The following is a 20,066-nucleotide window of genomic DNA, read 5'->3' as shown; positions in this document are numbered from 1 at the left end:
AGTTTGAAGAAAGGAAACTTATATTATGAAAAAGTTTTTTGCTGAAGTAATCGGCACATTTATGCTCGTCTTTATCGGGACTGGCGCCGTTGTTTTTGGAAATGGGACTGAAGGTCTTGGGCATTTAGGAATTGCCTTGGCATTTGGTTTGTCCATTGTTGCAGCTGCATACTCTATTGGGACTGTTTCTGGTGCTCACTTGAATCCTGCTGTTTCGATTGCTATGTTTGTCAACAAACGCTTGTCATCTAAAGACTTGGTTAACTACATTGTAGCGCAAGTAGTAGGAGCTTTCCTTGCGACTGCTTCTGTCTTCTTCCTTTTGTCTAATTCAGGGATGTCAACCGCTAGTCTTGGTGAAAATGCCTTGGCTAAAGGAGTAACTCCATTTGGCGGTTTTTTGTTTGAAGTGATTGCATCCTTTATCTTTATCTTGGTCATCATGACAGTGACATCAGCTTCTAAAGGAAACGGGAAAATCGCTGGTCTTGTCATCGGTTTGAGCTTGACCTTGATTATTCTTGTTGGTTTGAACATTACAGGTCTTTCTGTTAACCCAGCTCGTAGCTTGGCTCCTGCACTCTTTGTAGGTGGTGCAGCCCTCCAACAAATTTGGATCTTTATCCTTGCTCCAATTGTTGGTGGTGTCTTGGCAGCGCTTGTTGCAAAGAATCTCCTTGAAACAGAAGCTTAAGCCATTTTAACGAAAAAAAGATTTCGATTCCCTATGGGGTCGAAATCTTTTTCTTTTTAGCAGTCAAGGATGGTTAAAGCCTGACGAAATTCGCTTGCTAACTGCTGTCTTTTGTATTGATGAAATTCAGGTAAGTCTTTCACAGTGTTGTAGCGTTTATGAAGACGATACATGTGAGGGATCTTGTACTGTGGATAGACCTTGAAAAAGTCTTCTGTTAGTTGCCATTCTCGAATATAGCCAAGAGGCCGCATGTGATAATGGAGATTATCGATGGCTCTGGAAGGATGGCGATGATGCAAGTGTCCGAAGACGACATCCGCTACCTCGTGCTTTACAAAGAGATCGTGAAAAGCTTGACTACCTAAGAAGGCATTAAATTTCTGAAAGTAGGGGTGGCTAACGAGGAAGTCCTTGTGGGGGACAAAGTGAAGAGCAACGATGATTCTACCATCTAAAGAAGCGAGGACCTGATCCAATCGGAAGAGAACTTCTTGGGTGATGGTTGGATCATCTAAAGGACGTTCCAATCTTCGATCAAACCAGAAAGTATTCTTGGTACGTAGATGGGCCTCCTGGCTCTTTTCAGGAACAAAGCTATAATCGTACCATCCAGCAAGAGATACTAAATGGTTATCCCCAAAGGTCTGGACCTGAAAATCGTACTGTTTGATTTCTTCTTCTGAAAGAAATAGCATATCGTGATTGCCCAGGTTAAAGGAGACAGGAAGCTGTCTTTGGAGGTCCTGAATGAAGGGAAGGCTTATCTGTTTAAAGTCATTAGAGATGTCTCCAGCTAGATGAAGGTGGTCAATTTGTTCTTCTTGTAGGACCTGCAGGAGTTGCATGCGTTCGGCCTCGCCCAACTGATTGGAATCCAGGTGCAGGTCACTCATAAAACCAATACGTGTCATATCACTAGTGTATCATAAGTTGATCAGAAAGAGAAAGGTAACCAACATGTAACAAATCTAACAATCTCTTACTATGTGCAAATGACGGGGTTTGTGGTATAATAGACTGATACTTAGAAAGAGGTACTTATGGATATTTCAGAAATCCGTCAGAAAATTGACGCGAATCGTGAAAAATTAGCTTCTTTCAGGGGGTCTCTTTGACTTAGAGGGTCTGGAAGAAGAAATTGCCATTTTGGAAAACAAAATGACAGAACCTGATTTTTGGGATGATAATATTGCGGCGCAAAAAACGTCCCAGGAATTAAATGAGTTGAAACAAACCTATGAGAATTTCCATCAAATGACAGACTTGTTTGATGAATCCGAAATCCTTCTTGAGTTTCTCTCAGAAGATGAATCCGTTCACGAAGAGCTAGAAGAGAAGTTGACAGAGTTGGATAAGATGATGACCAGTTATGAGATGACGCTTCTCTTATCAGAACCCTATGATAATAATAATGCAATCTTGGAAATCCATCCGGGATCTGGAGGTACTGAGGCTCAGGACTGGGGAGATATGCTTCTTCGGATGTATACCCGCTTCGGAAATGCTCATGGTTTCAAGGTGGAAGTCTTGGACTATCAGGCAGGAGACGAGGCTGGGATTAAATCCGTTACCTTGTCTTTTGAAGGACCGCATGCCTATGGCTTGTTGAAATCTGAAATGGGCGTTCACCGTTTGGTACGGATTTCGCCATTCGACTCAGCTAAACGTCGCCATACATCCTTCACGTCAGTTGAAGTGATGCCAGAATTGGATGATACCATTGAAGTGGAAGTCCGAGATGATGATATCAAGATGGATACCTTCCGTTCGGGTGGAGCTGGTGGACAAAATGTCAACAAGGTTTCTACAGGTGTTCGTTTGACTCACATCCCAACAGGGATTGTAGTTGCTTCGACGGTTGACCGGACTCAGTACGGAAACCGTGACCGTGCAATGAAAATGTTGCAGGCGAAACTTTATCAATTGGAACAAGAAAAGAAGGCAGCTGAAGTGGACTCCTTAAAGGGTGATAAAAAAGAAATCACCTGGGGAAGTCAGATTCGCTCCTACGTCTTTACACCATATACCATGGTGAAGGATCACCGTACAAGCTATGAAGTAGCCCAAGTTGATAAAGTAATGGACGGAGATATTGATGGCTTTATTGATGCCTATTTAAAATGGCGTCTCAATTAAAGTCCTCCTTCTATATAAAATGTGGAAAGGAATTTTCAATACATGTCAATGATTGAAATGAAAGATGTTGTCAAAAAGTATGACAACGGAACGACAGCTCTTCGAGGAGTGACCGTTCATATTGAACCAGGAGAATTTGCCTATATTGTAGGACCTTCTGGTGCAGGTAAATCAACCTTTATTCGCTTGCTTTACCGTGAGGTGAAGCATGATAAAGGTAGCTTGAAAGTTGCTGGTTTTGATTTAGATAAAATCAAAAAACGCGATATTCCGATGTTGCGTCGGAACGTTGGGGTAGTCTTCCAAGATTACAAATTGCTTCCTAAAAAGACCGTTTATGAAAATATTGCCTACGCAATGGAAGTAATCGGAGAGCGTCGTCGCAACATTAAAAAACGCGTAATGGAAGTTTTAGACCTTGTTGGTTTGAAACACAAGGTTCGTTCATTCCCAAATGAGCTTTCAGGTGGTGAGCAACAACGGATCGCTATCGCGCGTGCCATCGTCAACAATCCTAAAGTATTGATTGCGGACGAACCAACAGGGAACTTGGACCCAGATAACTCTTGGGAAATTATGAACCTCTTAGAGCGAATTAATTTGCAAGGTACCACTGTTTTGATGGCGACTCATAATAGCCAAATTGTAAATACACTTCGTCACCGCGTTATCGCCATTGAAAATGGCCGTGTTGTACGGGATGAAGCGGAAGGAGAGTACGGATACGATGATTAGAAGATTTTTCCGCCATCTCATTGAATCATTTAAAAGTTTAAAACGGAATGGCTGGATGACCATTGCTGCGGTTAGTTCGGTGATGATTACACTTGGACTTGTAGCGATTTTTGCCTCAGTTATTGCGAATACGATCAAGCTATCAGATGATATTCAAAATAGTGTACGGATTGTTGTCTATATGCGCAAGGATATCCAAGATCAAAGCCAGCAGATCGAAAAAGAAGGCCAGATGGTTGATAATGAGGACTACAAGAAAGTCTATAATGCGTTGACAGCCATGAAGAATGTTGATAAAGTTGAGTTCTCCAGCAAGGAAGAACAATATGAAAACTTGATCAAGACTGCCGGTAACAACTGGAAAATTTTTGACGGGGATGCCAATCCACTCTATGATGCCTATTTTGTAGAAACAACGGCTCCTAAGTACGTAAAAGAAGTTTCTAAAGCCGCTAAGAAGATCGAAGGGGTATCTGAAGTAAAAGATGGGGGAGTTGATACTCAACGTCTCTTTGCTCTCGGAAACTTCATCCGTATTTGGGGCTTGATTGGTGCTGGTTTACTAATCTTTATCGCGGTCTTCTTGATTTCTAATACGATTCGGATTACCATTATTTCACGAAGTCGAGAAATCAAGATTATGCGTCTGGTAGGTGCTAAGAGTGGCTATATTCGTGCTCCATTCCTTTTGGAAGGTGCCTGGATTGGCTTGATTGGTGCAATTCCACCAGCTCTCTTGCTTTATTATGTCTATAATATTGTCTACAAGTCTATGTACAATACTCTACAAGATCAGAAATTGTTCTTATATAGTCCAAACCTTCTTGTTCCGATTATGGTCGGAGGACTGTTTGGTCTCGGTATTTTAATTGGAGCGATTGGCTCTTCTATTTCAATGAGACGTTTCTTGAAGATTTAAGAATATACAAAAAAGGAAGTTCAGATGAACTTCCTTTTTTATCGATTTCGAAAGAAGGGATTAAACATTTTTTCATGACCGATAGTGGTATCATTCCCATGTCCTGGGTATACTGCGTAAGAGGATGGAAGAGTGAGCAATTGTGTCTCAATACTTTCAAGGAGTTGGGGACCGCTTCCTGTTGGCAAATCGGTCCGTCCAATGGTTTCTCGGAAAAGGGCATCTCCTGTCAAGACAAGGTGGTCATCAGGAAAGACCAAGGAGACCCCTCCGATGGAATGTCCTGGTGTGTGAAGAACATAAAAATGGAAGTTTTTTAATTGATAATCTGTTCGGTAGTCAAAATGCTCTTCGGCTGGCTGGCAGACCACATCCATTAAATCAGAATGGCGGTCTAAACCGGAAAGATTGTCTACGGGACTTTGAAGCCAGGCTGCTTCATGAGCATCTACATAAACAGGTGGATGGCCATAAGTTTCCCGCACCTTCTCTAAACTCATGATATGGTCGTAGTGGGTATGGGTGAGGAGAATAGCAGCAATTGGTTTTGCGAGTTGATCGATGCGGCTGCGAATTTGTTCCCAAGCACTCCCAGGATCAACGACCAGAAGATAGTCCTCGTTTTCAAGCAAGTAGGTGTTTTCATAAGCGATGGGATTGACAATGCGGTGGATTTTCATAAGAGCTCCTTTCTCTATTAGTCTATCAAAAATATTGTAAAATAGCTGACTAAAACGCCTCTTGAAACCGAAGAATCGTCGCTTGGCTGGATTTGGTCCTTTCAATGTCATAAAATACCAAGCAAAGCGAGTCGGAAAATGATATAATTTTAAGTGCTATGACGACGAATGTTAAAAGAAAATATGCTGTCGTGGACCTGGAAGCGACCAGTGCAAGCAGCAATGCAAAAATTATTCAAATCGGGATTGTCATCATTCAAGATGGGCAGATTGTAGAGACCTATGAGACAGACGTCAACCCGCATGAGGAACTAGACGAACATATTCGCCAACTGACTGGGATTACCAATCAGCAACTAAAGAAGGCCCCTGACTTTTCACAGGTGGCCAGACAAGTATACGAACTGATTGAAGATGCTGTCTTTGTGGCTCATAATGTCAAATTTGATGCCAATCTCTTGGCAGAATCATTGTTTTGGGAAGGCTTTGAGCTCATAACCCCCCGGATCGATACAGTTGAATTGGCCCAAGTCTTTTTCCCAACATTAGAAAGATACAATTTAAGTAGCCTGTGTGAAGAATTGGCGATTCCTCTAGACCATGCTCACTCAGCTATCTCAGATGCGCAAGCAACCGCCCAGCTATTTCTTAAGCTTCGTGAAACGATTGCTTCCTTACCAAGAGAATTGGTTGAAACCTTGCTATCATTTTCTGATAATCTGATTTACGAGTCGAGACTCTTGATAGAGGATACATTCGAGGATGCGGGAGCTTTTCATAAAGAGGACTTGACATCTCACCATGGGATTTTTCTTCGTAAGCCTCTGATCAAAAGAGATGCCAAGAATTTTTCTGATCAGTTTGCTATTAATATCCAGTTAATGGGCATGGAACCCCGTCCCTTGCAGCAAGAGTTTGCCCAGTCAATTGAAGAAAGTCTTCAGTCTTCAAGAGAAGTAGCAACCTTTATCGAGGGACCTACTGGGATTGGAAAAACCTATGGCTACCTCCTTACCTTACTAGCGCATACAAAGGACCAGATTGTTGTCAGTGTTCCAACCAAGGTCTTACAAGACCAAATCATGCAACAGGAAGCTAAGACGATTGAGGACGTTTTTCAGACTTCTTTTCATAGCCTAAAGAGTCCTCAAAATTATTTAAAACTGGATGAGTTCTTTCGAATCTTGCATGAACCAGAGGAAAATCGTCTATGGAATCGGTTCAAAATGCAATTGCTAGTCTGGTTGACCCAAACAAGGACGGGTGATCTAAACGAAGTAGGACAGCTCCATCGTTACGGGAATTTTGTTCAACGAATCCGTCATGATGGGAAACTATCAAAAAAATCTTTATTTTACACAGAAGATTTTTGGCGTCTCGGTCAAGAAAAAGCCAAAATGAGTCGAGTCTTGCTCACCAATCATGCCTATTTATTGACTCGATTAGAGGATGATCCTTCTCTAGTAGAAAATCGGACTCTAGTGGTGGATGAAGCACAAAAACTTTATTTTTCATTGGAGCAGTTTTCAAGGGCTTCCTTATCCTTATCGGATTTCATGCTAGATCTGCAACGGGAGATTGAAATAGAAAAATCCTTGTTGAAACGACGGATCCTTGAGAGTCTCCAATTTGAATTGAATGCTCTACTCAAACATCTTGAATTAGGTAGCAGAAAGGTCGAATTAACACCGGAACAGGTGAAAAAAATTCGCCAGGATTTATCTGAACTAGATAGTCCAGTCTTGGCTGCATTAAAAACGGTCTTTGATCCTCGTTTTCAAATTTTTTGGATTGATCGTACACAAGAGAATCAGCATCCGATAATTCGCTTGCAGTCTGGTAGAGAGGGCTTGGTTTCCCTTCAAGACTTTATTCCAACAACTACCAGACTTCTCTTGGTCTCAGCTACCTTATCCATTAGTAAAAAGGTCAATCTAGCCTCGATTTTAGGAATTGAGAATTACCAATTCATTGGGAAAGAACTGTCCTACCATCAAGGGCAAACCATCTTCATCGATCGAGAATTTCCTGATTTGACCAATTTGACGCAAGAGGAATTAGCTGGCTCTTTAGCAAGTTATTTGGATGATCTAGCAGCTACTGGCTTGCCTCTCTTTGCCTTGTTCACTTCCAAGGACTTGCTTTTAGCAACTTCTCAGCTGATGACAGTGGGTCATCTGGCTCAGTATAAGAATGGTGAAGCAGCAACTATTAAACGCCGATTTGATAGAGGGGAAGCTTCCGTCCTTTTAGGATCCGGTAGTTTTTGGGAAGGGGTCGATTTTGCCCAGCAAGCAAAAATCATTCAAGTCATTCCTCGCATTCCTTTTGATAATCCAAGTGATTTCTTCGTGCAAAAGCTGCATGAAACCTTGCGTCTAGAAGGGAAAAATCCTTTCTATGATTATAGTTTGCCACTAGCTATCTTACGCTTGAAACAGGCTCTTGGACGCTCGAGTCGTTCGAGCGAGCAAGAATCTCTGGTCATTTTATTAGATCAACGCTTATTAAATCGTCAATATGGTTCGCAGATTCAAGCTAGTTTAGAGAAAATAGCTCCTCTTGTCATTGCTAAGACAGGAGAAGTAAAAGAAGTTGTTGAACAATTTAGGAGTTAACATGAATCAAAAACCCAATGGAACTCAGTATGTTCCCGGTGTCTTGCTAGCCGCTCTCACAGCAGGACTATCTATGGTGTTAGGAAAAGCAGTACCTATCCTTGGCTCTAGTCTCTTTGCTATCCTATGTGGCATCCTCTTGAATGCTAGTCAACTCTTGCCTCAAAATAGCAGGCCGGGACTAGCCTATTCAGGGAAAAAACTCTTGCAATATTCCATTATCTTGATGGGCTTTACCATGTCTTTTCAAAAGGTGACTCAATTGGGACTATCTTCTTTGGTCATTAGTTTACCGACCATCAGTATTGCCTTTTTCTCTGCTTTTGCAATGGGCTACCTCTTAAAAGCTCCGAAGATCTTAACAGCCTTGGTTGGAATGGGGACAGCTATTTGTGGAGGTTCTGCAATAGCGGCAGCCTCTCCTGTTCTAGAAGCTGATGAAAATGACATTGCTCTGTCTATGTCGACCATCTTTTTCTTTAATATCCTAGCGGTTTTCCTCTTTCCTTTCTTTGGTCACCTCCTTGCTATGACGGATCGGCAATTTGGTTTTTGGGCAGGAATAGCTATTAATGATACCTCATCTGTTGTAGCGGCCGCATTTTCCTATAGTAAAGCAGCGGGTGAAGTGGCTACGGTTGTGAAGTTGACCCGAGCTCTGATGATAATTCCTATCTGTTTTGGGATGTTGGGACTAAAACTTCTAGGACGGTCGTAACAGGATCGAGAAGGCAAGCAAGTGGCATTGAGTAAAATTGTTCCTTGGTTTATTTTCTACTTCCTTTTGGCTTCTTTAGTGACGTCCTTTGGCTGGTTTCCAAGTTCTTGGATTCCCTTCTGTAAATGGTTGTCACAATATTTGATGGCTATGGCCTTGGTTGGCATTGGAAGTCAAGTGTCTATTCAGGCCTTCCGTAAGCAGGGGGGTGCTCCTCTCCTCATCGGCCTTGTGGCCTGGGTAGCTGTATCCATTTCTAGTTTGCTACTTCAACATGTTTTAGGAATCTAAATGAAAGGGAGATAAAATGAAGAGACGTCAGTCTTTCAAACTTAAAGGAGATTTCTCCTTGATCACCACTGTTTTGTTATTATTAGCATTTGGTGTGGTGTCAGTCTACATTGCAGTTTCGAATGATTATCCTGACTTGGTTTGGTCTATTTTAGGCCAACAGGTTGCCTGGATTGTTTTAGGATGTATGATTAGTTTTGTCGTTATGCTCTTTAATACAGAATTTTTATGGAAAGTAACGCCCTATTTGTATGTCTTTGGCTTGGTCTTAATGGTCTTGCCCCTTTATTTTTACAACCCAAACCTGGTTGCTTCGACCGGTTCTAAAAACTGGGTGGCTTACAAGGGGATCAGCCTTTTTCAGCCATCAGAGTTTATGAAAATTTCTTATATCTTGATGGTCTCTCGTGCGATTGTTCATTTTTTACGAAACAATAGGGAAGAAGATCGGACGCTAAAAAAAGACTTTTTTCTCATTCTCCAAATTGCTGCCTATACCATACCGGTCCTAGGGCTTCTAGCCTTTCAACATGATTTTGGAACCTCCTTGGTATTTATGGCTATCTTCTCAGGAGTAGTCCTTATTTCAGGGGTCTCTTGGAAAATCATTTTACCAGTCTTTTTGACCCTCGCAGGTGGAATTGCTCTCTTTTTGGCCGTCTTTCTATCCGACGGTGGGCGGGCCTTTCTCCATCAAACTCTGGGGATGCCCACCTATCAGATGAACCGCATTTTAGCCTGGTTGAATCCTTTTGATTATGCACAAACCATGACCTTCCAACAGGCTCAGGGACAGCTGGCCATTGCCAGCGGTGGTCTATTGGGGCAAGGTTTTAATGTATCTAATCTGTTGATCCCGGTCAGGGAGAGTGATATGATTTTTACGGTCATCGCGGAAGATTTTGGATTTGTAGGAGGACTGTGCCTCCTTCTCTTATACATGTTTCTAGTTTATAAGATGTTGCGCATTACCCTGAAATCTAATAATCAATTTTACACCTATATCTCAACTGGTTTCATCATGATGCTGGTCTTCCACATATTTGAGAATATTGGGGCTGTAACGGGGATCTTGCCTCTCACTGGAATTCCCTTGCCATTTATCTCACAAGGAGGATCCGCTATTGTGAGTAACCTTATTGGGATTGGTTTATTATTATCCATGAGCCATCAAAATAGGGTGAGTGAAGAACGGAAAAAAGAAAGTCGACTATTGAGACAGAAACAATTGAGTCGACTACACGAGAAAGGAATAATTTGATATGACAAAAGTAGCAGTGATGTTAGCAAATGGTTTCGAGGAAATCGAAGCCTTGACCGTTGTCGATGTTTTGCGAAGAGCAGCAATCGAGTGTTTGATGGTTGGATTTGATCCAGAAGTGACAGGTTCCCATGGGATCACAGTGAAGGTAGATGAGGTCTGGTCCGGTTCGTTGGATCATTTTGATGGCATTGTCCTTCCAGGAGGGATGCCGGGAGCAGCAAATCTACGCGACCATGAGGGCTTGATTCAGTCTTTAAAAGAAGCCCATGAACAAGGAAAAAGTCTAGCAGCTATTTGTGCAGCTCCGATTGTGTTGGATCGAGCTGGACTACTTGATGAAAAACGCTATACCTGCTATGATGGCTTCGAAAAAGAAATTGGAAGAGAGCATTATGTGAAGGAAGCAGTGGTTCAGGATGGTCACATCTTGACCAGTCGGGGTCCTGCGACAGCACTTGCTTTTTCCTATGCCCTGGTCAACCATTTTGGTGGAGATGCCACAGCATTGAGAGAAGGGATGCTCTATCAAGATGTTTTTGGAACATCGGCCCCTTAGTTGTTGAGAAGAAAAATGAAGGTAGGAAAATTCCTGTCTTCATTTTTTTATAGGCTAGTTTTGTCAAAATATAAATGCTTTTTGAATGAAAGTAAAACAGGTGGGAGATGACTGTAAAAAAACCGTGAAAACATTGACTTTACAAGCAATTTTTTGAAAATTATGGTATAATTGAAGCTATGGATTATCATGATTTTATATGGGATCTTGGTGGGACTTTATTGGACAATTATGAGACCTCTACAAAAGCTTTTGTAGCGACCTTACAGTATTTCCAAAGGGAGGCTGATCATGATTCCGTTTATGCAGCTTTAAAGGTTTCCACGGATTATGCTGTTCAGCAGTTTGCCTCAGACCTTCCAGACTTTTTGGGAGAGTATAAACAGCGAGAGAAAGAAGCTCTTGAAATCCCCTGCTTATTCGAGGGGACTGAGGAGTTATTGCATCGTCTAACAGCTGTAGGAGCCCGTCATTTTTTGGTTTCTCACCGTGACCATCATGTAGAGACCATCTTAGAAAAAACAGGGATTCGTCATTACTTTACAGAAGTTGTGACTGCTGATGATGGTTTTCCACGTAAACCAGATCCTACGTCCATGTTGTATCTAAAAGACAAGTATGCGATTGAGTCTGGCTTGGTGATTGGAGATCGCCCGATTGATATCGAAGCTGGTCAGAGAGCTGGCATGGCGACCTATTTGTTCGACTCAATGGATCAATTAAGTGCCTATATTTTTAATTAGAAAAGGGAAAGAATGACAGAAGAATTGAAGCAAGAAACGACTGGTCAAGAATATGATGCCAGTCAGATTCAGGTTTTAGAAGGTTTAGAAGCAGTTCGGATGCGTCCGGGGATGTATATCGGATCCACTTCTAAAGAAGGTCTTCACCATTTGGTCTGGGAAATCGTCGATAACTCAATCGATGAGGCCCTTGCAGGCTTTGCTAGCCATATCGAAGTCTTTATCGAAGCGGACAATTCGATTACAGTCGTCGATGATGGACGGGGTATTCCGGTTGATATTCAAGAAAAAACGGGCCGTCCAGCGGTTGAGACTGTCTTTACCGTTCTCCATGCGGGAGGAAAATTTGGCGGTGGCGGGTACAAGGTGTCTGGTGGACTCCATGGAGTTGGATCATCCGTCGTAAATGCCTTGTCGACTCAGTTAGATGTTCACGTCCATAAGAATGGCCAAATTCATTACCAAGAATACAAACGTGGGCAAGTCGTTGCAGATCTTGAAGTGATCGGTGAAACTGATCGAACTGGTACAACCGTTCATTTTACTCCAGACCCAGAGATTTTCACAGAAACAACCGTCTTTGATTTTGACAAGTTGAACAAACGGATTCAAGAATTAGCCTTCTTGAACCGTGGCTTACGGATCTCGATCACGGACAAGCGTGAAGGGCAGGAGCAAACGAAAGATTACCACTATGAGGGTGGGATTGCAAGTTATGTAGAATACATCAACGAAAACAAGGATGTCATCTTCGAAACTCCGATTTATACCGATGGAGAATTGGATGATATCACGGTTGAAGTAGCCATGCAGTACACGACTGGTTATCACGAAACCGTTATGAGTTTTGCCAATAACATCCATACCCATGAAGGGGGAACTCATGAACAAGGTTTCCGTACAGCTTTGACCCGTGTTATCAACGACTATGCGCGTAAGAATAAGCTTCTCAAGGACAATGAAGAAAATCTAACAGGGGAAGATGTCCGGGAAGGATTGACAGCAGTGATTTCTGTCAAACACCCAAATCCACAGTTTGAAGGACAAACCAAGACCAAACTTGGAAACTCTGAAGTGGTGAAGATTACCAACCGCTTGTTCAGCGATGCCTTCTCTGATTTCTTGTTGGAAAATCCGCAGATTGCCAAGAAAATTGTCGAAAAGGGAATTTTGGCTGCCAAAGCACGTGTTGCTGCTAAGCGCGCCCGTGAAGTCACCCGTAAGAAATCTGGTTTAGAAATCTCAAACCTTCCTGGTAAATTAGCAGACTGTTCATCTAACAATCCAGCTGAGACAGAACTCTTCATCGTCGAAGGAGACTCTGCCGGAGGATCTGCTAAATCAGGTCGAAACCGCGAATTCCAGGCAATTCTCCCTATTCGTGGGAAAATCCTCAATGTTGAAAAAGCCAGCATGGACAAGATTTTAGCCAATGAAGAAATTCGTAGCCTTTTCACAGCTATGGGAACCGGTTTTGGTGCAGAATTTGACGTATCGAAAGCTCGTTATCAAAAATTAGTCATCATGACAGATGCCGATGTCGATGGAGCTCATATTCGAACCCTCCTCTTGACCTTGATCTATCGCTATATGAAACCAGTTTTGGAGGCAGGCTATGTTTACATCGCCCAACCACCAATCTATGGTGTAAAAGTCGGTAGTGAGATCAAAGAATACATCCAACCAGGAGCCAACCAAGAAGCAGAATTGGCTGAAGCCTTGGAGCGCTATTCTGAAGGTCGTTCCAAACCAACGATTCAACGATACAAAGGTTTGGGTGAGATGGATGATCATCAGCTCTGGGAAACAACGATGAACCCAGAACACCGCCTCATGGCGCGTGTGACAGTTGATGATGCAGCAGAAGCAGATAAAATCTTTGATATGCTCATGGGGGATCGAGTAGAACCTCGCCGTGAATTTATCGAAGAAAATGCCGAATATAGTACACTTGATGTATAAAATTCTGCGATATTTGCCAATTATTCGAATATTTATGATATAATAACTACGATTACTTTCAAGTAATTTAATGAAGGAGTTTTTATATGTCTAGTGGACTAATTATTCTCATTATTGTCATTGGGGTCCTCTTGGTTTTAGGATATGTAGTGGCAGTCTTATTGAGAAAGCGTAACGAAGCCTTACTGGCATCTCTGGAAGAACGGAAAGAAGAGTTGTATAACCTTCCGGTAAATGATGAAGTAGAGGCTGTGAAGAATATGCATTTGATTGGTCAAAGTCAAGTTGCATTTCGTGAATGGAATCAAAAATGGGTGGACCTATCCCTCAATTCTTTTGCTGATATCGAGAACAACCTCTTTGAAGCAGAAGGCTACAACAATTCTTTCCGCTTCTTAAAAGCAAAGCAAGCGATTGGAAATATTGAGAGTCAGGTTCAATTGATTGATGAAGACATCAAGGCCATCCGTCAAGCTTTATCTGAATTAAAAGAAAAAGAAGAGAAGAATAGTGGACGGGTTGTTCATGCCTTGGATATGTTTGAAAACTTGCAAAAACAAGTAGCTTCTGATCCGGACGCATACGGCCCAGCGCTTCCCGAAATCGAGAAGCAAGCTGAAAATATTCAAGTTGAGTTTTCAAAATTTGTAACCTTGAATTCATCAGGTGACCCTGTTGAAGCTGCTGAAATTTTGGATACAGCTGAAAACCACATTGTAGCCTTGACGCATATTGTTGAAAAAGTTCCTGCAATTGTGAAGGATGTCCAAACAACTCTTCCTGATCAATTGGAAGATTTGGAAGCTGGTCATCGCAAACTTTTGGAATCTGGTTATCATTTTACAGAGACTGATTTGGAAGCACGTTTCCAACAATTGCATGCAGCTTTGAAAGCCAATCTACAAAATGTTGCTGCTCTTGAATTAGATAATGCGCTCTATGAAAATGAGCAGATTCAAGAAGAAATCAACGCCTTGTATGATATTTTCACTCGTGAAATTGAATCGCACAAAGTTGTTGAAAAATTGGTCAAAGCCTTACCAGGTTACCTTGCCCATGCGAAGGAAAATAACAAGCGTTTAGCAGAAGAAGTTGAACGTCTCAGCAAAACATTTGAAAGCAAAGAACTCAAGGAAAATCATTTGAAGGAGTTAGAAGCTGAATTAACAGCTCAAGAGCTCGTTGTAGAAGATGCCTTGAAGGATACATCTGAAACTCAAAAAGCCTACTCTATCCTTCAAGAAGAGTTAGAAGCGATTGAAGAACGTCTGAAAGAGATTGAAGATGATCAAATTGCATTGAGCGAAACCTTGTCTAAGATTGAGAAAGACGACACCAATGCTCGTCAAAAGGTAAATATCTACGCAAATCGTTTACATGCCATTAAGCGTTACATGGATAAGCGTAACTTACCTGGAATTCCTCAATCCTTCCTTACTATCTTCTTCACTGCAAGTGATAACACAGAAGCTCTCTTGGCTGAGTTAGAAGGTCGTCGTGTCAATATTGAAAACGCCAACCGTCTCCTGGATATTTTGACCAACGATATGACAGAGTTAGAGGAAGAAACCTACAAATTAGTACAATATGCTACTCTAACAGAGCAGTTGCTTCAATACTCAAATCGCTATCGTTCATTCGACGATCATGTCCAAGCAGCGTTTGATGAAGCTTTGTATATCTTTGAAAAAGAGTATGACTATCCTGCTTCATTCAAAGTCATTTCAGAAGCATTGGAAACAGTAGAACCAGGAGTAACAGAGAGATTTGTTACCTCATTTGAAAAAACAAGAGAATCCATCCGATTCTAATCCAAAACATCCAGGAGAACATTCCTGGATGTTTTTTTATGGAAATGAAGCTGTGATGGGAAAGGGAAGGATAGAAAAATGGAGATGAGTCCATGAAAGTTTTAATTGCTCCAGATTCATTCAAAGAAAGCTTACCTGCGAAAGAAGTAGCGGAAATTATTGTAGAAGGCTTGCGTCAGTCTCTCCTCGATGTAGAACCGCTCACCTGTCCTGTTGGAGATGGTGGGGAAGGGACAGTGGATGCCATCAGCTACTCATTGGGATTGAAGGAAACTTATACCCTTGTCACAGGTCCATTTGGGGAGCCGGTAGAAATGCGGTATATGGAGAAGGATTCTCTGGCTCTCTTTGAAGTAGCAGACTTGATTGGTTTAGGAAAGATTCCAGTTGATCAACGCCGTCCACTTGACTTAGAAACCCGAGGAATTGGTGAACTGATTTGTTATTTAATCAAACAGGGAAAAAAGGAGATTTATATCGGGGTTGGAGGAACAGCGACCAATGATGGGGGCCTGGGACTTGCAGTAGGACTAGGCTACCAATTCTATGATCGAGAAGGAAGAGAATTAAAGGCCTGTGGACAAAGTCTTTTAGAATGGGATTCCATCCGTAAAGAGAAAGCGTTCAAGATCCCAGATGATGTCCAGATACAGATCTTAGCAGATGTATCCAATCTCTTATGTGGACTAGATGGTGCGACCTATATTTTTGGAAAACAAAAGGGGCTCAGTCCCAATATGTTTGAACAAGTGGATCAAGCTATTAACAGCTTTTACGAAAAGCATTGTCCAAGTATTTTGACTCAAGCAGGGATGGGAGCTGGTGGAGGTCTTGCTGCTGGACTCTGTGCCTTCGCGCAAGCAAGACTGGTATCAGGGATTGATAGCTGTTTAGATTTGATTGACTTTGACTCCAAAGTAGCTAATGCAGACTTGGTCATTGTCGGTGAAGGGCGACTGGATCATCAGAGTCTATCCGGAAAAGCTCCGATAGGGGTTGCGAGACGAACCCCAAAGGGGATCCCAGTAATAGCCATTTGTGGTAGTCTTTCAGATGATTTACCAAGTCTCCCATTTGAAAATATAGTCGGTGCCTTTTCTATTACGAAATATCCCGATAGTTTAGAGCAACTTCTGAAGAATGCGAGGGAAAATCTTCTCTTTACAGCTAGAAATATCGGAAATCTATTAAGCATAGAAAAAAGCGGTTTAACCGCTTCAAATTGAAGATAAAGTCTTCAGAAAAACTTTCCTTAGGTGAGTACGGACGTCAGCGAACTTTTTCAAAGTTCCATGACTAATTATTGAGCCTAAGGTCTCAATAATTCCGAATGCCTGAAACAATTATGTTTCAGGCATTTTTCTCACAGCGGAAAGTTTTTGATCTTCGTAAATAACTAAAAATTAAAAGTCATTTTTTGATAAACATCTAACTGTTTTATGTAAAACAATAGCTTGTCTTCATACTCAAGCGGTTAAACCGCTTTTTTCCATCTGATGTTTAATACTAATAAAATGTCTAAGGGACAGATCTGATTACCCAAACCATTTTTTCCAAAGAGAAGGTTTGGTCAGCTTCTTTTCTTCCTCCCAGAGATCCGAAAAAGCAGTTCGGAGGTCCTTGTCAGTAGTGGTCACTGGTGCATCTGTATGAATCACGAGCCCAAAAGGAGAGGAGTCGTGTTCCTCCGAAACAATAGTAGCCTGGCAACCAAATTCTTTTGCTTGTTTTAGATAGCTCAACTGGACGCTAGAATCAACATTTGGAGAGATCTTTACAAAGAGAGGGCTAGCTTGTTCACACAAACTTTTCAGCACCTTCAAAAAGCCCTTCTGAAGCTGAGGACTATTGCTTGTTTTTAAATCGGCATATCCTAGAACGCGCTCTTCAAACGTACCTAGAAAGCGACGTTGTTCATCAGGATTTAATTTTAGGCCACCGTTTGCCTTTTCCATAATTTCTTTAGATAGATCAGTCATAAGAATAGTATATCATACTTTAGGTTGAAAATGCCAAACGAATAAAGGCTGATCCAAACAAAAAGAAAGCGATTTCTTATTGGAGTTAAGGAAAATCTGCACAAAGATAACGTTTTTTCTTGAAAAACGCGTATTTTTAAGGTATCATAGAGGTGTAAAAAATTTAACTCATAAGGAGAGTAAGAAATGTCAATTATTACTGATGTTTACGCTCGCGAAGTCCTAGACTCACGCGGTAACCCAACACTTGAAGTAGAAGTGTATACTGAATCAGGTGCTTTCGGACGTGGTATGGTTCCATCAGGAGCTTCTACTGGTGAACACGAAGCAGTAGAACTTCGCGACGGTGACAAATCTCGTTACGGTGGTCTTGGAACTCAAAAAGCTGTTGACAATGTAAACAACATCATTGCTGAAGCTATCATCGGTTACGATGTACGTGATCAACAAGCTATTGACCGTGCAATGATCGCTCTTGACGGTACTCCTAACAAAGGTAAATTGGGAGCAAACGCAATCCTTGGTGTGTCTATCGCTGTAGCTCGTGCTGCTGCTGACTACCTTGAAATCCCACTTTACAGCTACCTTGGTGGATTCAACACTAAAGTTCTTCCAACTCCAATGATGAACATCATCAACGGTGGTTCTCACTCAGATGCTCCAATCGCTTTCCAAGAATTCATGATCGTACCTGCTGGTGCGCCTACATTCAAAGAAGCTCTTCGTTGGGGTGCTGAAATCTTCCACGCTCTTAAGAAAATCCTTAAATCACGTGGTTTGGAAACTGCCGTAGGTGACGAAGGTGGATTCGCTCCTCGTTTCGAAGGAACTGAAGATGGTGTTGAAACTATCCTTGCTGCGATCGAAGCTGCTGGATATGTACCAGGTAAAGACGTATTCATCGGATTTGACTGTGCATCATCAGAATTCTACGATAAAGAACGTAAAGTCTACGACTACACTAAATTCGAAGGTGAAGGCGCTGCTGTTCGTACATCTGCAGAACAAATCGACTACCTTGAAGAATTGGTTAACAAATACCCAATCATCACTATCGAAGATGGTATGGATGAAAACGACTGGGAAGGTTGGAAAGCTCTTACTGAACGTCTTGGTAAGAAAGTTCAATTGGTTGGTGACGACTTCTTCGTAACTAACACTGACTACCTTGCACGTGGTATCCAAGAAGGTGCTGCTAACTCAATCCTTATCAAAGTTAACCAAATCGGTACTCTTACTGAAACTTTCGAAGCTATCGAAATGGCTAAAGAAGCTGGTTACACTGCCGTTGTATCACACCGTTCAGGTGAAACTGAAGATTCAACAATCGCTGACATCGCAGTTGCAACAAACGCAGGACAAATCAAGACTGGTTCACTTTCACGTACTGACCGTATCGCTAAATACAACCAATTGCTTCGTATCGAAGACCAACTTGGTGAAGTAGCTGAATACCGTGGATTGAAATCATTCTACAACCTTAAGAAATAATCTAGTTAACTAGATACAAAAGATCCTTGAGTTTTCTCAAGGATTTTTTTGTTATCGAGCCAAACAAAAATCCTCAACTAGCTAGTTGAGGAATCGTTTGATTAGAACAAGCCTTTGATTTTATCAACAGCACCGCTGACGAGATCGTTTCCAGCAACAAGGGCTTTGGCTTGTTCTAAGTAGTCACCAAGGTTATCCTTGTTGTCATCAATAAATTTTTTAGCAGCATCGAAATCTTTCTTTTCGATCATTTCTTTGACTTGGTTAAACAAATCCATTGGGTTCATGAGGCTTCTCCTATAAACTATTTATTAATATCACTATTTAATCATTTTTCAACCAAACTAGCAAGCGTTTTGATTCTTAGTTGAAGAGGACGCAAACTGCCTCTGGTACGTAGAAATCATGGCTCAATTCAGTCAATCGACCAGTTTCTTTGTCACGTTTAAAAACAGTGGCATTGTCTGAATCTTGATGAACTGCAATGAGGTATTCTTGGTCAGGACTAAGAATGAAATCGCGTGGATTGAGTCCATTGGTTGGAACGATTTCAAGAAGCACTAGGCTACCATCTGCCAAGATTTCATAGACTGCAATGGAGTTATGAGCTCGATTTGAGGCATAGAGGAATTTCCCATCCTCGGAGAGGCGAATAGCAGCAGCCCATTTTTGACCTTCATAATCTTCTGGTAGGGTGGAGATGGTTTGGAAATGTTCAAAGTAGCCAAGTCCATCATAGAAAAGGACATCGATGGTGGCGTTTAATTCATTAATCAGGTAAGCCGTCTTGTAATGAGTATGGAAAATGATATGACGCGGACCAGCACCTGGAGCAGTTTGGTAGGTTTGAGCTTGTGTCAGTTTTCCAAAATCATCGACTTGGTAGACCACTACTTGATCAGTCCCCAAATCACAAGTAATAAGCAGTTTATCAGGAGTGAGATCTGCATAGTGAACATGGGGACTGGCTTGGTTTTCGTGAGGTCCAGAACCCTGATGAGTCGCTTGATCGATCAAGGTCAAATGACCATCCTCATGAATGCGATACGAGAGGACTTGCCCCTTGTGATAGTTAGCTCCATAGACCAATCCACGCGCTTCATCAACAGAGACATAACAAAGGGGAGCTCCTTCATCTACCACGTGATTAATCAACTGGTGGTCAGGGTTAAAGCTCGCAATGCCACCAAGACCCTCTTCGGCTCCCACACTGTATAAGAAACCAGCTTTTGAAAAAGCAAGATAGGTTGGATTTGGCTCTTGCGCGACTAGTTGTAAGTCGCTAAGCTGACCAGTTCTTTCATCGAAGGAAGCTTTGTAAATTCCTTTGGAGTCGCGTTTGGTATAGGTTCCGAAATAAATATCTTGCATTACATGCACCTCGACTTTGTTGATAGCTCCATTATATCAGAAAAGAAGGGGATGGAAAACGATTAGGTGAAGGATTGACAAGTTAAGAATTAAAA

General features: G+C 41.8%; 17 protein-coding genes and 1 pseudogene. 13 read left to right on the top strand and 5 right to left on the bottom strand.

Going from position 1 to position 20,066, the window contains the following annotated elements:
* The first annotated feature begins 25 nt into the window (after nt 1–25).
* Nucleotides 26–694, top strand: coding sequence for an MIP/aquaporin family protein (locus tag FJR71_RS04015; RefSeq protein ID WP_006595935.1), 669 nt, complete (start codon nt 26–28; stop codon nt 692–694).
* Nucleotides 695–750: 56 nt separating this feature from the next.
* Here the strand turns inward: FJR71_RS04015 and FJR71_RS04010 are convergent, their stop codons facing one another.
* Nucleotides 751–1,608: a metallophosphoesterase gene (locus FJR71_RS04010; protein ID WP_140814164.1), complete on the bottom strand. Its 858-nt coding sequence runs from the start codon at nt 1,606–1,608 to the stop codon at nt 751–753.
* 129 nt (nt 1,609–1,737) lie between these two features.
* Here FJR71_RS04010 and prfB point away from each other — a divergent pair.
* The 3 genes from prfB (at nt 1,738) to ftsX (ending at nt 4,487) form a co-directional block, all read left to right on the top strand.
* Nucleotides 1,738–2,833, top strand: a protein-coding gene (gene prfB / locus FJR71_RS04005) for a peptide chain release factor 2 (RefSeq protein ID WP_129821903.1) whose coding sequence is annotated in 2 segments (ribosomal slippage) — nt 1,738–1,809 and nt 1,811–2,833 — 1,095 coding nt in all. Because the reading frame shifts where the segments join, the coding sequence is not laid out codon by codon here.
* A gap of 42 nt (nt 2,834–2,875) precedes the next feature.
* The gene (gene ftsE / locus FJR71_RS04000) at nt 2,876–3,568 is read left to right on the top strand and encodes a cell division ATP-binding protein FtsE (RefSeq protein WP_006595938.1); all 693 of its coding nucleotides are present in this window, start codon (nt 2,876–2,878) and stop codon (nt 3,566–3,568) included.
* Nucleotides 3,561–4,487, top strand: a complete 927-nt coding sequence (gene ftsX / locus FJR71_RS03995; protein ID WP_048789353.1) for a permease-like cell division protein FtsX — start codon at nt 3,561–3,563, stop codon at nt 4,485–4,487. Before ftsE ends, ftsX begins: the two co-directional genes overlap by 8 nt.
* Nucleotides 4,488–4,525: 38 nt before the next feature.
* Here ftsX and FJR71_RS03990 read toward each other — a convergent pair whose 3' ends face one another.
* Entirely contained in the window at nt 4,526–5,167 is a 642-nt protein-coding gene (locus FJR71_RS03990; RefSeq protein WP_061564175.1) for an MBL fold metallo-hydrolase, read from the bottom strand.
* 158 nt (nt 5,168–5,325) lie between these two features.
* Between FJR71_RS03990 and FJR71_RS03985 the strand changes: the two genes are divergently transcribed.
* The 8 genes and pseudogenes from FJR71_RS03985 (at nt 5,326) to FJR71_RS03950 (ending at nt 16,356) form a co-directional block, all read left to right on the top strand.
* Nucleotides 5,326–7,785, top strand: coding sequence for a bifunctional DnaQ family exonuclease/ATP-dependent helicase (locus FJR71_RS03985; RefSeq protein WP_140814163.1), 2,460 nt, complete (start codon nt 5,326–5,328; stop codon nt 7,783–7,785).
* A 1-nt stretch (nt 7,786) separates the two neighbouring features.
* A pseudogene (locus tag FJR71_RS03980) lies at nt 7,787–8,794 on the top strand (YeiH family protein).
* Between the two features lie 16 nt (nt 8,795–8,810).
* Nucleotides 8,811–10,055 (top strand): FtsW/RodA/SpoVE family cell cycle protein, encoded by a 1,245-nt coding sequence (locus tag FJR71_RS03975; protein ID WP_140814162.1) that lies wholly within the window; start codon nt 8,811–8,813, stop codon nt 10,053–10,055.
* A gap of 1 nt (nt 10,056) precedes the next feature.
* A complete protein-coding gene (locus FJR71_RS03970; RefSeq protein WP_006595944.1) occupies nt 10,057–10,614 on the top strand; it encodes a DJ-1 family glyoxalase III in 558 nt (185 codons plus the stop codon).
* Between the two features lie 179 nt (nt 10,615–10,793).
* Nucleotides 10,794–11,357 (top strand): HAD-IA family hydrolase, encoded by a 564-nt coding sequence (locus FJR71_RS03965; protein WP_006595945.1) that lies wholly within the window; start codon nt 10,794–10,796, stop codon nt 11,355–11,357.
* A gap of 12 nt (nt 11,358–11,369) precedes the next feature.
* Nucleotides 11,370–13,319: a DNA topoisomerase (ATP-hydrolyzing) subunit B gene (gene gyrB / locus FJR71_RS03960; protein ID WP_006595946.1), complete on the top strand. Its 1,950-nt coding sequence runs from the start codon at nt 11,370–11,372 to the stop codon at nt 13,317–13,319.
* A gap of 86 nt (nt 13,320–13,405) precedes the next feature.
* Nucleotides 13,406–15,130, top strand: a complete 1,725-nt coding sequence (gene ezrA / locus FJR71_RS03955; protein ID WP_140814161.1) for a septation ring formation regulator EzrA — start codon at nt 13,406–13,408, stop codon at nt 15,128–15,130.
* A gap of 92 nt (nt 15,131–15,222) precedes the next feature.
* The gene (locus FJR71_RS03950; RefSeq protein WP_140814160.1) at nt 15,223–16,356 is read left to right on the top strand and encodes a glycerate kinase; all 1,134 of its coding nucleotides are present in this window, start codon (nt 15,223–15,225) and stop codon (nt 16,354–16,356) included.
* A gap of 309 nt (nt 16,357–16,665) precedes the next feature.
* Here the strand turns inward: FJR71_RS03950 and FJR71_RS03945 are convergent, their stop codons facing one another.
* Entirely contained in the window at nt 16,666–17,109 is a 444-nt protein-coding gene (locus tag FJR71_RS03945) for a DUF1694 domain-containing protein (protein WP_140814159.1), read from the bottom strand.
* 186 nt (nt 17,110–17,295) lie between these two features.
* On the opposite strand from FJR71_RS03945, the gene eno reads away from it, so the two are divergent.
* Complete coding sequence (eno, locus tag FJR71_RS03940; RefSeq protein ID WP_140814158.1) at nt 17,296–18,600, top strand: surface-displayed alpha-enolase; 1,305 nt, start codon at nt 17,296–17,298, stop codon at nt 18,598–18,600.
* A gap of 101 nt (nt 18,601–18,701) precedes the next feature.
* On the opposite strand, the gene FJR71_RS03935 is transcribed toward eno, so the two are convergent.
* Together FJR71_RS03935 and FJR71_RS03930 are read right to left on the bottom strand one after the other, a co-directional pair.
* Complete coding sequence (locus FJR71_RS03935; RefSeq protein ID WP_023023803.1) at nt 18,702–18,887, bottom strand: hypothetical protein; 186 nt, start codon at nt 18,885–18,887, stop codon at nt 18,702–18,704.
* A gap of 76 nt (nt 18,888–18,963) precedes the next feature.
* Entirely contained in the window at nt 18,964–19,971 is a 1,008-nt protein-coding gene (locus FJR71_RS03930; protein WP_140814157.1) for a lactonase family protein, read from the bottom strand.
* Nucleotides 19,972–20,066 lie beyond the last annotated feature (95 nt).

This window comes from Streptococcus xiaochunlingii (assembly GCF_006385805.1).
Lineage (GTDB): Bacteria > Bacillota > Bacilli > Lactobacillales > Streptococcaceae > Streptococcus > Streptococcus xiaochunlingii.
The sequence above is the reverse complement of the archived record's forward strand: the minus strand, read 5'-3'. Positions and strand labels throughout refer to the sequence as shown.